This is a genomic window from Citrobacter sp. Cb023 (genome assembly GCF_030336805.1).
GTDB classification, from domain to species: Bacteria; Pseudomonadota; Gammaproteobacteria; order Enterobacterales; family Enterobacteriaceae; genus Citrobacter; species Citrobacter braakii.
In genome coordinates this window covers 1-13,492 of the sequence record NZ_JAOWCV010000026.1, presented here as the reverse complement: position 1 = coordinate 13,492, position 13,492 = coordinate 1, and the positions used below count along the sequence as shown (strand labels likewise).

Below are 13,492 nucleotides of genomic sequence, written 5' to 3'. Positions count from 1 at the left end.
GCGTCAGCAACGATTAATCGTTGTCAGAACCACCCAGGCCTGCGTTCAGCAGTTCTGCCAAGCTGGCAGACGCATCTTCAGCAGTCACCTGCGGAGCAGCTGGCAGTTCGCCCGCTGCGCGGCGGCGCATACGGTCCTGGTGGTACGCATAACCGGTACCCGCCGGGATCAGACGACCCACGATAACGTTCTCTTTCAGACCGCGCAGTTCATCACGTTTACCTGCAACAGCGGCTTCGGTCAGGACACGCGTGGTTTCCTGGAACGATGCTGCAGAGATGAAGGACTCGGTCGCCAGAGACGCTTTGGTGATACCCAGCAGATCGCGGGAGAATGTTGCACCCACTTTGCCGTTCGCTTCCAGATCGCGGTTAGCAATCTTGACGCGGGAGTATTCAACCTGCTCGCCTTCCAGGAAGTCGGAGCTACCAGCGCTTTCGATGGTGGCTTTACGCAGCATCTGACGAACGATAACTTCGATGTGCTTATCGTTAATCTTAACGCCCTGCAGACGGTATACGTCCTGAACTTCGTTAACGATATAACGAGTTACAGCATGCACACCACGCAGACGCAGGATGTCGTGCGGCGCTTCCGGACCGTCGGAAACAACGTCACCACGTTCTACACGTTCACCTTCGAACACGTTGAGCTGACGCCATTTCGGAATCATCTCTTCGTACGGCTCGCTACCGTCTACCGGGGTGATAACCAGACGACGTTTACCTTTGGTTTCTTTACCGAAGGAAATGATGCCGCTGATTTCAGCCAGGATTGCCGGCTCTTTCGGACGACGTGCTTCGAACAGGTCCGCAACGCGCGGCAGACCACCGGTGATATCCTTGGTACCGCCGGATTCCTGCGGAACACGCGCCAGGGTGTCACCAGAACTGATCTGTACGCCATCTTCCAGCTGAACAATCGCTTTACCCGGCAGGAAGTACTGAGCAGGCATATCGGTGCCTGGGATCAGAACGTCGTTGCCCTGAGCATCAACAATTTTCAGTGCCGGACGCAGGTCTTTACCACCCGCAGTACGTTCTGCAGAATCCAGAACCACCAGAGAAGACAGACCGGTCAGCTCGTCGGTCTGACGAGTAATGGTCTGGCCGTCGATCATGTCAGTGAAGCGGACGAAACCACTCACTTCGGTGATAACCGGCATGGTGTGCGGATCCCAGTTCGCTACGGTTTCGCCGCCAGCAACCTGTTCGCCATCACCTTTCGCCATAACGGAGCCGTAAGGCACTTTATAGCTTTCTTTGGTACGGCCGAATTCGTCGATCAGTTTCAGTTCGGTGTTACGTGAGGTGATAACCAGCTTACCGCTGGAGTTAACAACCGACTTCGCATTGCTCAGACGGATGCTACCTTTATTTTTCACCTGGATGCTGGATTCAGCAGCCGCACGAGATGCCGCACCACCGATGTGGAACGTACGCATCGTCAGCTGTGTACCCGGTTCACCGATGGACTGTGCCGCGATAACGCCGATTGCTTCACCTTTATTGATGATGTGGCCACGCGCCAGGTCACGACCGTAGCAGTGCGCACATACACCAAAGTCGGTGTCACAGGATACAACGGAACGGACTTTGACGGAGTCAACGGAGTTCTCTTCCAGCAGGTCACACCACTGTTCGTGCAGCAGCGTGTTGCGTGGAACCAGAATATCCGCCGTACCCGGCTTCAGAACGTCTTCAGCAGTCACACGACCCAGAACGCGATCGCGCAGCGGTTCTTTAACGTCACCACCCTCGATAACCGGGGTCATGGTGATGCCTTCCAGCGTGCCGCAATCGTCTTCAGTAACAACCAAGTCCTGCGCAACGTCAACCAGACGACGAGTCAGATAACCGGAGTTCGCTGTTTTCAGTGCGGTATCCGCCAGACCTTTACGAGCACCGTGAGTAGAGATGAAGTACTGGAGTACGTTCAGACCTTCACGGAAGTTCGCGGTGATTGGCGTTTCGATGATGGAGCCATCTGGCTTAGCCATCAGACCACGCATACCGGCCAGCTGACGAATCTGTGCTGCAGAACCACGCGCACCGGAGTCGGCCATCATGTAGATGCTGTTGAAGGAAACCTGCTGCTCTTCTACGCCGTCACGGTTAATCACGGTTTCGGTTTGCAGGTTATCCATCATCGCTTTGGATACACGATCGTTCGCCGCAGCCCAGATATCGATAACTTTGTTATAGCGTTCGCCCGCGGTTACCAGACCAGACTGGAACTGCTCCTGGATCTCAGCAACTTCAGCTTCCGCTTCAGAGATGATCTCGTGTTTCTTCTCTGGGATGACCATGTCATCAATACCAACAGATGCACCTGAACGCGCTGCATAAGCAAAGCCGGTGTACATTGTCTGGTCAGCGAAGATAACGGTCGGCTTCAGGCCCAGAATGCGGTAACAGGTGTTCAGCATTTTGGAGATTGCTTTCTTGCCCAGCGCCTGGTTGACGATGGAGAAAGGCAGACCTTTCGGTACGATCATCCACAGAATGGCGCGACCAACGGTCGTGTCTTTCAGGCTGGTGTGCGCAACGAATTCGCCGTTTTCATCTTTTTCGTATTCAGTGATACGCACTTTAACGCGCGCATGCAGAGAGGCCAGACCTGCGCGATAGATACGCTCAGCTTCTTTCGGGCCAGTCAGCACCATGCCTTCGCCTTTGGCGTTAACACAGTCACGGGTCATGTAGTACAGACCCAATACAACGTCCTGAGACGGAACGATGATAGGTTCGCCGTTCGCCGGAGACAGGATGTTGTTGGTAGACATCATCAGCGCACGCGCTTCGAGCTGGGCTTCCAGCGTCAGCGGTACGTGAACAGCCATCTGGTCACCATCGAAGTCGGCGTTATATGCCGCACAAACCAGCGGGTGCAGCTGGATAGCTTTACCTTCGATCAGTACCGGTTCAAATGCCTGGATACCCAGACGGTGCAGGGTTGGTGCACGGTTCAGCAGTACCGGGTGTTCGCGGATAACTTCGTCCAGGATATCCCAAACGACAGCTTCTTCACGCTCAACCATTTTCTTAGCGGCTTTGATGGTGGTGGCCAGGCCACGCAGTTCCAGCTTGCCGTAAATGAACGGTTTGAACAGTTCCAGTGCCATTTTCTTCGGCAGACCGCACTGATGCAGACGCAGGTATGGACCTACGGTGATTACAGAACGACCGGAGTAGTCAACACGCTTACCGAGCAGGTTCTGACGGAAACGACCCTGTTTACCTTTGATCATATCGGCCAAAGATTTCAGAGGACGTTTGTTAGAACCGGTGATCGCACGACCACGACGACCGTTATCCAGCAGGGCGTCAACCGCTTCCTGCAGCATACGTTTTTCGTTACGTACGATGATGTCCGGCGCAGCCAGATCCAGCAGACGTTTCAAACGGTTGTTACGGTTGATCACGCGACGGTACAGATCGTTCAGATCTGATGTTGCGAAACGACCACCATCCAGCGGAACCAGCGGACGCAGATCTGGCGGCAGAACCGGCAGAACGGTCAGGATCATCCACTCTGGCTTGTTGCCAGACTGTACGAATGCTTCCAGCAGTTTGATACGTTTGGTCAGCTTCTTACGCTTGGTTTCGGAGTTGGTTTCGTTCAGCTCTTCGCGCAGAGTTTCGCACTCTTGCTCCAGATCCATGCTCTTCAGCAGGGCCTGGATTGCTTCCGCACCCATCTTCGCGTCGAATTCGTCACCGAACTCTTCCAGCGCGTCCAGATACTGCTCTTCAGTCAGGATCTGTTGACGTTCCAGGTTAGTCATACCGCCTTCGATAACCACATAAGATTCGAAGTACAGTACGCGTTCGATATCGCGCAGCGGCATATCGAGCAGCAGACCGATACGGGACGGCAGAGATTTCAGGAACCAGATGTGAGCGGTCGGAGACGCCAGCTCGATGTGGCCCATACGCTCACGGCGTACTTTAGTTTGGGTCACTTCAACGCCGCACTTCTCACAGATCACACCGCGGTGTTTCAGGCGCTTGTACTTACCGCACAGGCACTCATAGTCTTTTACCGGCCCAAAGATACGGGCGCAGAAAAGGCCGTCACGTTCAGGTTTGAACGTACGGTAGTTGATGGTTTCCGGCTTCTTAACTTCACCGAAAGACCATGAACGGATCATGTCTGGCGAGGCCAGAGCAATTTTGATCGCATCAAACTCTTCGGTTTTAGTCTGCGCTTTCAGAAACTTTAATAAATCTTTCACGGATTTGCTCCCGTCGGAGTTAGCACAATCTGGCGCTGGCTGTTACGCCAGCACCAGTGACCTGTTTGATCGAGAGTTACTCGTCTTCCAGCTCGATGTTGATACCCAGCGAACGAATCTCTTTCAACAGTACGTTGAAGGATTCCGGCATGCCTGGTTCCATCTGATGGTTGCCGTCCACGATGTTTTTATACATCTTAGTACGACCGTTCACGTCATCAGACTTAACGGTGAGCATTTCCTGCAGGGTGTATGCCGCGCCGTATGCTTCAAGCGCCCACACTTCCATCTCCCCGAAGCGCTGACCACCGAACTGAGCCTTACCACCCAGCGGCTGCTGAGTAACCAGGCTGTAAGAACCGGTAGAACGCGCATGCATCTTGTCATCAACCAGGTGGTTCAGTTTCAGCATGTACATGTAGCCAACGGTAACCTGGCGCTCGAACTGCTCACCGGTACGACCGTCGAACAGTGTGATCTGACCGGAAGTCGGCAGGCCACCCAGCTGTAACAGTTCCTTGATTTCAGACTCTTTCGCACCGTCGAACACCGGCGTTGCGATCGGCATACCTTTTTTCAGGTTTTCAGCCAGACGCAGAACTTCTTCATCGCTGAAGGTATTCAGGTCAACTTTCTGACGAACATCTGAACCCAGATCGTAAGCACGCTGGATGAATTCGCGCAGTTTCGCGACTTCCTGCTGCTGTTTCAGCATGGCGTTGATCTTATCGCCGATACCTTTCGCAGCCATACCCAGGTGGGTTTCAAGGATCTGACCGATGTTCATACGCGATGGTACGCCCAGCGGGTTCAGCACGATATCTACCGGCGTACCGTTAGCATCGTGTGGCATATCTTCGATCGGGTTGATCTTAGAGATTACACCCTTGTTACCGTGACGACCTGCCATCTTATCACCAGGCTGGATCCGACGTTTAACCGCCAGATAAACCTTAACAATCTTCAGCACGCCCGGTGCCAGATCGTCGCCCTGAGTGATTTTACGGCGTTTCGCTTCGAGTTTTTTCTCGAACTCGTGTTTCAGTTCGTCGTACTGCTCAGCCAGTTGTTCCAGCTGATTTTGTTTCTCTTCGTCGGTCAGGCCGAGTTCTAACCAGCGATCGCGCGGCAGTTTGTCGAGCTTCTCAGCTTCAACACCACCGGAAACCAGCACAGCGTAGATACGGCTGAACAGGCCAGCTTCGAGGATTTGCAGTTCTTCAGACAGGTCTTTTTTCGCCTGCTTCAGCTGCATCTCTTCGATTTCCAGCGCACGTTTGTCTTTTTCTACGCCATCGCGAGTAAAGACTTGAACGTCGATAATCGTACCGGAAACACCGTTTGGCACGCGCAGAGAAGAGTCTTTAACGTCAGACGCTTTCTCACCGAAGATCGCACGCAGCAGCTTCTCTTCTGGCGTCAGCTGGGTTTCACCTTTCGGCGTTACCTTACCAACCAGAATATCGCCACCGGTTACTTCCGCGCCGATATAAACGATACCGGATTCATCCAGTTTGGAGAGCGCAGCTTCACCCACGTTCGGGATGTCAGCGGTGATCTCTTCCGGCCCCAGCTTGGTGTCACGGGACACACATGCCAGTTCCTGAATGTGGATGGTGGTGAAACGGTCTTCCTGGACAACACGCTCAGATACGAGGATGGAGTCTTCGAAGTTGTAACCATTCCATGGCATGAATGCCACGCGCATGTTCTGACCGAGCGCCAGTTCACCGAGATCGGTGGACGGACCGTCTGCCAGCACATCACCACGTTCAACCGGCTCGCCCAGAGATACGCAAGGCATCTGGTTGATACAGGTGTTCTGGTTAGAACGGGTGTATTTGGTCAGGTTATAAATGTCGATACCTGCTTCGCCCGGGTACATCTCGTCTTCGTTAACTTTGATAACGATACGGGAAGCATCCACATACTGGACGGTACCGCCACGTTTAGCAACTGCGGTAACACCGGAGTCGACGGCAACAGCACGTTCCATACCGGTACCAACCAGCGGCTTATCAGCACGCAGAGTCGGAACCGCCTGACGTTGCATGTTCGCACCCATCAATGCACGGTTGGCGTCATCGTGTTCCAGGAACGGGATCAGGGACGCACCGACGGATACCACCTGCTGGGTGGATACGTCCATGTAGTCAACCTGGTCACGGCTAAACAAGCTGGATTCGCCTTTGCTACGGCAGGTAACCAGATCTTCTACAAAGTGGCCTTCGTCATCCAGGTTGGAGTTCGCCTGAGCGATAACGTAGTTGCCTTCTTCGATAGCAGACAGGTAATGAATTTCGTCAGTTACAACACCGTCGGTCACTTTACGGTACGGAGTCTCGAGGAAGCCGTATTCGTTAGTCTGTGCGTACACAGACAAGGAGTTGATCAGACCGATGTTCGGACCTTCAGGCGTTTCGATTGGACATACGCGACCGTAGTGAGTCGGGTGTACGTCTCGAACTTCGAAGCCTGCGCGTTCACGGGTCAAACCGCCTGGGCCGAGTGCAGAGATACGACGTTTGTGCGTAATCTCAGACAGCGGGTTGTTCTGGTCCATAAACTGAGACAGCTGGCTGGAACCAAAGAACTCTTTCACTGCTGCAGAAATCGGCTTAGCGTTGATCATATCCTGAGGCATCAGGGTATCCAGATCGCCCAGAGACAGACGCTCTTTCACCGCACGCTCAACACGTACCAGGCCAACGCGGAACTGGTTTTCCGCCATTTCGCCTACGGAACGGATACGACGGTTACCGAGGTGGTCGATATCATCGACTTCGCCTTTACCGTTACGGATATCGATGAGCTTCTTCATCACTTCGATGATGTCATCTTTGCTCAGGATACCGGAACCTTCGATTTCGTCGCGCAGCAGAGAACGGTTGAACTTCATACGACCAACCGCAGACAGGTCATAGCGGTCTTCGGAGAAGAACAGGTTCTCGAACAGGCTTTCAGCAGCTTCACGCGTCGGCGGCTCACCAGGGCGCATCATGCGGTAGATTTCTACCAGCGCGCTCAGACGATCGTTGGTTGGATCGACGCGTACAGTTTCAGAAATGTACGGACCGTGGTCCAGATCGTTGGTGAACAGCGTTTCGATACGCTTGTGGCCAGACTGGCTCAGCTTAGCCAGCAGATCCAGACTCAGCTCCATGTTAGCTGCGCAGATCAGCTCGCCAGTAGATTCGTCAACGTAGTCTTTAGCCGCAACTTTACCAGCAATGTATTCAACCGGAACTTCGATATGTTTGATATCGTCTTTTTCCAGCTGGCGAATGTGGCGCGCAGTGATGCGACGGCCTTTTTCGACGTAGACTTTGCCGTTAGCTTCGATGTCAAAGGAGGCGGTTTCACCACGCAGGCGTTCCGGCACCAGTTCCATCTGCAGCTTGTTGTCACGAATTTCGAAAACAACTTTCTCAAAGAACAGGTCAAGGATCTGCTCAGTGGTGTAGTTCAGTGCACGCAGAATAATGGTCGCAGGCAGTTTACGGCGACGGTCAATACGCACGAACAGGTTGTCCTTCGGATCGAATTCGAAGTCCAGCCAGGAACCACGGTAAGGGATGATACGCGCGTTATACAGCACTTTACCCGAAGAGTGGGTTTTACCTTTGTCGGAGTCAAAGAAGACGCCAGGACTACGGTGCAGCTGAGAAACGATAACACGCTCAGTACCGTTGATAACAAAGGTACCGTTGTCTGTCATGAGCGGAATTTCGCCCATGTAGACTTCTTGTTCTTTAATGTCTTTTACGGTGCCTTCCGGCGCTTCGCGCTCGTAGATCACCAGGCGCAGTTTTACGCGCAGCGGTGCGGAATAGGTCACGCCACGGATCTGACATTCCTGAACGTCAAACACCGGTTCGCCAAGGCGGTAGCTGACGTATTGCAGCTCGGAATTACCGCTGTAGCTCTGAATCGGGAAAACGGAACGGAAAGCTGCTTCCAGACCATACTGCCCTTCAGGATCTTGCTCGATGAACTTCTGAAACGAGTCAAGCTGGATAGAAAGGAGATAAGGTATGTCCAACACTTGCGGACGTTTACCAAAATCCTTACGAATACGTTTTTTCTCGGTATAGGAGTAAACCATTAGGGTTCCTCAGCTCGCTGACAAGTCGACCCATCTGTCCGACGAAGGGACAGTTTGTGCAACACTATTTTGTTGACCGGAAAATCGAATACTTTCCGCAATGCCTGTTGCTATCACGCTTAAACCATTTCATTGCGATTTACACAGAACTGACGTTCTGTCGCAGTATATTAAGACGTCGATAGAAACAAGCATTGAAAGGCACAGCAGTAGTCAAACAGTGTGAAATGCTACTGGCGCCTTACAGCGCAAAAAGGCTGGTGACTAAAAAGTCACCAGCCATCAGCCTAATTTCTTAGGCTGCAACCAGAAAAGTTGGCTTATTTAACTTCAACTTCAGCGCCAGCTTCTTCCAGAGATTTTTTCAGTGCTTCTGCGTCGTCTTTGCTCACGCCTTCTTTCAGCGCAGCCGGTGCAGATTCTACCAGGTCTTTAGCTTCTTTCAGACCCAGGCCAGTTGCGCCACGTACTGCTTTGATAACAGCAACTTTGTTAGCGCCAGCAGCTTTCAGAATTACGTCGAATTCAGTTTTTTCTTCAGCAGCTTCAGCCGGGCCAGCAGCTACAGCTACAGCAGCAGCAGCAGAAACACCGAATTTTTCTTCCATTGCAGAAATCAGTTCTACAACGTCCATTACGGACATAGCGGATACTGCTTCAATGATTTGATCTTTAGTGATAGACATTTAAATTGTTCCTGAAAATCAGAATAAGTTTATACGTAAGCAGATGCTTTACAAAGATAACTGCGATTAAGCAGCTTCTTTCGCATCGCGTACAGCAGCCAGAGTACGAACCAGTTTGCCAGCCGAAGCTTCTTTCATGGTTGCCATCAGGCGTGCAATTGCTTCTTCGTAGGTCGGCAGAGTTGCCAGGCGATCGATATTCGATGCCGTAATCAACTCACCTTCAAAGGCTGCGGCTTTGACCTCAAATTTTGCATTCGCTTTCGCGAACTCTTTGAACAGACGAGCAGCAGCGCCCGGGTGTTCCATAGAGTATGCAATCAGGGTCGGACCAACAAACGTGTCTTTCAGGCACTCGAACTGAGTACCTTCAACGACGCGGCGCAGCAGGGTGTTACGAACAACACGCATGTATACGCCAGCTTCACGACCTGCTTTACGCAGTTCAGTCATTTTATCTACAGTTACGCCACGGGAATCCGCAACTACTGCAGACAGCGCGCCTTTGGCTACTTCGCTGACTTCAGCAACAATCGCTTGTTTGTCTTGAAGATTTAAAGCCATTAGCTTTGCTCCTGGATGTTTGCCGGAACTCATGTTCCGGAACTCACTTCACTCCCCCCAACGGAGAGAGCGTCTAAATACGGTGAGCAGAAACAAGCCAGAGTATCAGAAATAATCTTAGCGTTCTGTCACCGTCTACGCAGGGCATTAAGTTTCTTACGAAACACCTGCGGTCTTCGACGGAGGCCTGGATTAGGCCAGGCTCCAACGAACAAATCTTTTCTATCTGTCGTTATTCAATCTGTAGCGGCGTTGACTGCCTTGCCACAGCCTGAATATCTCGGATATACGTCTGCAATTAGCAGAATACGTGGGGGTAAGATTGTAGACAAAATCACCGCCCACGTAAAGGCGAATATTAGTTCGCCACAGTCGCAGTCAGACCGGACTGATCAACGGCAACGCCAGCACCCATGGTGGTGGAGATGCTAACTTTCTTGATGTACACGCCTTTTGCCTGAGTCGGTTTTGCTTTTTTCAGCGCAACCAGCAGAGCTTCCAGGTTTTCTTTCAGTTTGTCAGCGTCAAAATCCACTTTACCGATGGTGGTGTGAATGATGCCGTTTTTGTCGTTACGGTAACGAACCTGACCAGCTTTAGCATTCTTAACAGCTTCAGCAACGTTAGGAGTTACAGTACCAACTTTCGGGTTTGGCATCAGGCCGCGCGGACCCAGAACCTGACCCAGCTGGCCAACAACGCGCATTGCATCCGGGGAAGCAATAACAACGTCAAAGTTCATTTCGCCTTTCTTGATCTGTTCAGCCAGATCTTCCATACCTACCAGCTCAGCGCCTGCAGCTTTAGCAGCTTCAGCGTTTGCACCCTGGGTAAATACGGCTACGCGAACGGAACGGCCAGTACCGTGCGGCAGTACAGTTGCACCACGTACGTTCTGGTCAGATTTACGAGCATCGATGCCGAGGTTAACAGCAACGTCCACGCTTTCTACGAATTTAGCAGTGGCCAGCTCTTTCAGCAGAGCGATAGCTTCGTTGATGTCATACTGCTTAGTAGCATCAACTTTGTCACGGATCACGGACATGCGCTTGGTCAGTTTAGCCATTTCTTAGTCCTCCACTACCAGGCCCATGGAACGTGCAGTACCTTCAATGGAGCGAGTCATCGCTTCAATGTCGGAACCAGTCATGTCGGCAGCTTTGGTCTGCGCGATTTCCTGCAGCTGAGCGCGGGAAATTTTACCCACTTTGTCTTTGTTCGGCTTGCCGGAACCAGACTTGATACCAGCCGCTTTCTTCAGCAGAACTGCTGCCGGAGGCGTTTTGGTAACGAAAGTGAAAGAACGGTCAGCGTAAACGGTGATAACAACCGGGATTGGCAGACCTTTTTCCATGGAATCAGTTTTAGCGTTGAACGCTTTGCAGAATTCCATGATGTTCACGCCTTGTTGACCCAGTGCAGGACCTACCGGCGGACTCGGGTTAGCCATACCAGCTGCAACCTGCAGCTTGACATAGGCTTGGACTTTCTTAGCCATTCTAAATTCCTCTAGTTGGGTTATAACGCCTCAAGGAGGCTCCCCGTGATTAAATTCGTTTTACGGATAGGATCCATAAAAACAAAAGGCGCGAAATTGTATTCCAATCTCGCGCCTTGTGCAACGATTAAATCGTCGCTTTTTTGATCGGGGTGTTAGGCTTTTTCAACCTGAGCGAAGTCCAGTTCAACCGGAGTCGCACGACCGAAGATAGATACGGAAACTTTCAGACGAGACTTCTCGTAGTCCACTTCTTCAACCACGCCGTTAAAGTCAGCGAACGGACCGTCGCTAACGCGAACCATTTCACCAGGCTCAAACATCGTTTTCGGACGCGGCTTGTCGCCAACCTGCTGCAGACGGTTCATGATCGCATCAACTTCTTTGTCGCTGATCGGCGCCGGACGGTCAGATGTACCGCCGATAAAGCCCATCACACGCGGCACGCTGCGCACCAGGTGCCAGCTTGCGTCATTCATCACCATCTGGACCAATACATAGCCCGGGAAGAATTTACGTTCGCTCTTGCGACGCTGACCGCCACGGATTTCGACCACTTCTTCGGTCGGCACCATGACTTCGCCAAACAGCTCTTCCATATTTTGTAACTTGATATATTCGCGCAGCGATGTAGCTACGCGGCCTTCAAAACCGGAAAACGCCTGAACGACGTACCAGCGCTTTTTAGGGGCTTCAGACATCTTAGAACCTCAGGCCAGTGATAAAGGATACCAGGCGAACCAGAATACCATCCAGTCCCCACAGGATCAGTGACATTACTGCGGTAACCGCAGCCACAATTAATGTGGTGTGCAATGTTTCCTGGCGAGTTGGCCAAATGACCTTACGGACTTCGGTTCTCGCTTCACGGGCAAAAGCAACGGTCGCTTTACCTTTTGTTGTCAACAGCGCGACACCACCCGCTGCGGCAATCAGAATCACTACGGCCAGCGCACGCAGCGGCAGCATCATGTCACGATAGAGGTAGTTGCCAACGATAGCTACAAGCAGCAATACAGCGACAACAACCCACTTCATCGCTTCCAGGCCGCGCCCGCTTCCTTGAGCTTCGGTATTCGCACTCATAAACCAACCTGTCAGAAGTATTCTACAAACATTTTCACCCCGCGTAAGCGAGGCGATCCAAACCGAAATGCTCTGGTGCGTTTCGGACTAAACGCCCTCTTCAGAGCCTGTCTCAGCAATGATTATGACAAATAAAATCACTGATGAGCCAGGTTCTGGTGTGAAAGCGTGCAAAAAGGGCATCAAATGATGCCCTTTTATTGCGCATTGCGTCAAATGTTATTCGGCAATTAGCTCATTACTTTGGCAACAACGCCCGCACCAACAGTACGGCCGCCTTCACGGATTGCGAAACGCAGACCGTCGTCCATCGCGATTGGGTGGATCAGGGTAACAACCATTTTGATGTTGTCGCCCGGCATTACCATCTCAACGCCTTCCGGCAGTTCGATGGTACCAGTCACGTCAGTAGTACGGAAGTAGAACTGCGGACGGTAGCCTTTGAAGAACGGAGTATGACGGCCGCCTTCATCTTTGGACAGAATGTACACTTCAGATTCGAACTTGGTGTGCGGCTTGATAGAGCCCGGCTTAGCCAGGACCTGACCACGTTCGATTTCTTCACGTTTGATACCACGCAGCAGAACACCAACGTTCTCACCAGCACGGCCTTCGTCCAGCAGTTTGCGGAACATTTCAACGCCAGTACAGGTAGACTTAGCAGTCTCTTTGATACCAACGATTTCAACTTCTTCACCAACTTTGATGATACCGCGTTCTACACGACCGGTAACAACGGTACCACGACCGGAGATGGAGAATACGTCTTCGATAGGCAGCAGGAACGGCTTGTCAATCGCACGCTCTGGTTCCGGGATGTAAGAATCCAGGAAGCCAGCCAGTTCGATGATTTTCGCTTCCCACTCTGCTTCGCCTTCCAGCGCTTTCAGAGCAGAACCACGAACGATCGGAGTGTCGTCGCCCGGGAAATCGTACTGAGACAGAAGTTCACGAACTTCCATTTCTACCAGTTCCAGCAGCTCTTCGTCATCAACCATGTCGCATTTGTTCAGGAACACGATGATGTACGGAACGCCTACCTGACGACCCAGCAGGATGTGCTCACGAGTCTGCGGCATCGGGCCGTCAGTCGCAGCAACAACCAGGATCGCGCCGTCCATCTGCGCAGCACCGGTGATCATGTTTTTAACATAGTCGGCGTGGCCCGGGCAGTCTACGTGTGCGTAGTGGCGAGTCGGGGTGTCATATTCAACGTGAGAGGTGTTGATGGTGATACCACGAGCTTTTTCTTCCGGCGCGTTATCGATCTGGTCGAATGCACGAGCAGCACCGCCGTAGGTTTTAGCCAGTACGGT

9 protein-coding genes are annotated in these 13,492 nt (G+C 52.1%); all 9 read right to left on the bottom strand.

Annotated elements, in window-relative coordinates; translation table 11 throughout:
- Positions 1 to 13 precede the first annotated feature (13 nt).
- The gene (rpoC, locus tag OGW44_RS04075; RefSeq protein ID WP_016155301.1) at positions 14 to 4,237 is read right to left on the bottom strand and encodes a DNA-directed RNA polymerase subunit beta'; all 4,224 of its coding nucleotides are present in this window, start codon (positions 4,235 to 4,237) and stop codon (positions 14 to 16) included.
- A gap of 76 nt (positions 4,238 to 4,313) precedes the next feature.
- A complete protein-coding gene (rpoB, locus tag OGW44_RS04070; protein WP_003033111.1) occupies positions 4,314 to 8,342 on the bottom strand; it encodes a DNA-directed RNA polymerase subunit beta in 4,029 nt (1,342 codons plus the stop codon).
- A gap of 320 nt (positions 8,343 to 8,662) precedes the next feature.
- On the bottom strand, positions 8,663 to 9,028 hold the full coding sequence (gene rplL / locus OGW44_RS04065) for a 50S ribosomal protein L7/L12 (protein WP_000028882.1): 366 nt from the start codon (positions 9,026 to 9,028) through the stop codon (positions 8,663 to 8,665).
- A gap of 66 nt (positions 9,029 to 9,094) precedes the next feature.
- Positions 9,095 to 9,592 carry a 50S ribosomal protein L10 gene (rplJ, locus tag OGW44_RS04060; RefSeq protein WP_005132895.1) on the bottom strand — a complete coding sequence of 166 codons (498 nt, stop codon included), beginning with the start codon at positions 9,590 to 9,592 and terminating at the stop codon, positions 9,095 to 9,097.
- Positions 9,593 to 9,950: 358 nt separating this feature from the next.
- On the bottom strand, positions 9,951 to 10,658 hold the full coding sequence (gene rplA, locus OGW44_RS04055; RefSeq protein ID WP_016155300.1) for a 50S ribosomal protein L1: 708 nt from the start codon (positions 10,656 to 10,658) through the stop codon (positions 9,951 to 9,953).
- Positions 10,659 to 10,661: 3 nt separating this feature from the next.
- The gene (gene rplK / locus OGW44_RS04050) at positions 10,662 to 11,090 is read right to left on the bottom strand and encodes a 50S ribosomal protein L11 (protein WP_003033122.1); all 429 of its coding nucleotides are present in this window, start codon (positions 11,088 to 11,090) and stop codon (positions 10,662 to 10,664) included.
- 155 nt (positions 11,091 to 11,245) lie between these two features.
- Positions 11,246 to 11,791 (bottom strand): transcription termination/antitermination protein NusG, encoded by a 546-nt coding sequence (nusG, locus tag OGW44_RS04045; protein WP_003033125.1) that lies wholly within the window; start codon positions 11,789 to 11,791, stop codon positions 11,246 to 11,248.
- Between the two features lies 1 nt (position 11,792).
- Positions 11,793 to 12,176 carry a preprotein translocase subunit SecE gene (gene secE / locus OGW44_RS04040; protein WP_003033128.1) on the bottom strand — a complete coding sequence of 128 codons (384 nt, stop codon included), beginning with the start codon at positions 12,174 to 12,176 and terminating at the stop codon, positions 11,793 to 11,795.
- 230 nt (positions 12,177 to 12,406) lie between these two features.
- Positions 12,407 to 13,492: elongation factor Tu (tuf, locus tag OGW44_RS04035; RefSeq protein ID WP_131348470.1), on the bottom strand; the 1,086-nt coding region annotated here is incomplete at its 5' end.

Coding starts and splice junctions, on each gene's coding strand:
- rpoB (WP_003033111.1), bottom strand. CDS start 8,342: ATGGTTTACTCCTATACCGAGAAAAAACGTATTCGTAAGGATTTTGGT.
- rplL (WP_000028882.1), bottom strand. CDS start 9,028: ATGTCTATCACTAAAGATCAAATCATTGAAGCAGTATCCGCTATGTCC.
- rplJ (WP_005132895.1), bottom strand. CDS start 9,592: ATGGCTTTAAATCTTCAAGACAAACAAGCGATTGTTGCTGAAGTCAGC.
- rplA (WP_016155300.1), bottom strand. CDS start 10,658: ATGGCTAAACTGACCAAGCGCATGTCCGTGATCCGTGACAAAGTTGAT.
- rplK (WP_003033122.1), bottom strand. CDS start 11,090: ATGGCTAAGAAAGTCCAAGCCTATGTCAAGCTGCAGGTTGCAGCTGGT.
- nusG (WP_003033125.1), bottom strand. CDS start 11,791: ATGTCTGAAGCCCCTAAAAAGCGCTGGTACGTCGTTCAGGCGTTTTCC.
- secE (WP_003033128.1), bottom strand. CDS start 12,176: ATGAGTGCGAATACCGAAGCTCAAGGAAGCGGGCGCGGCCTGGAAGCG.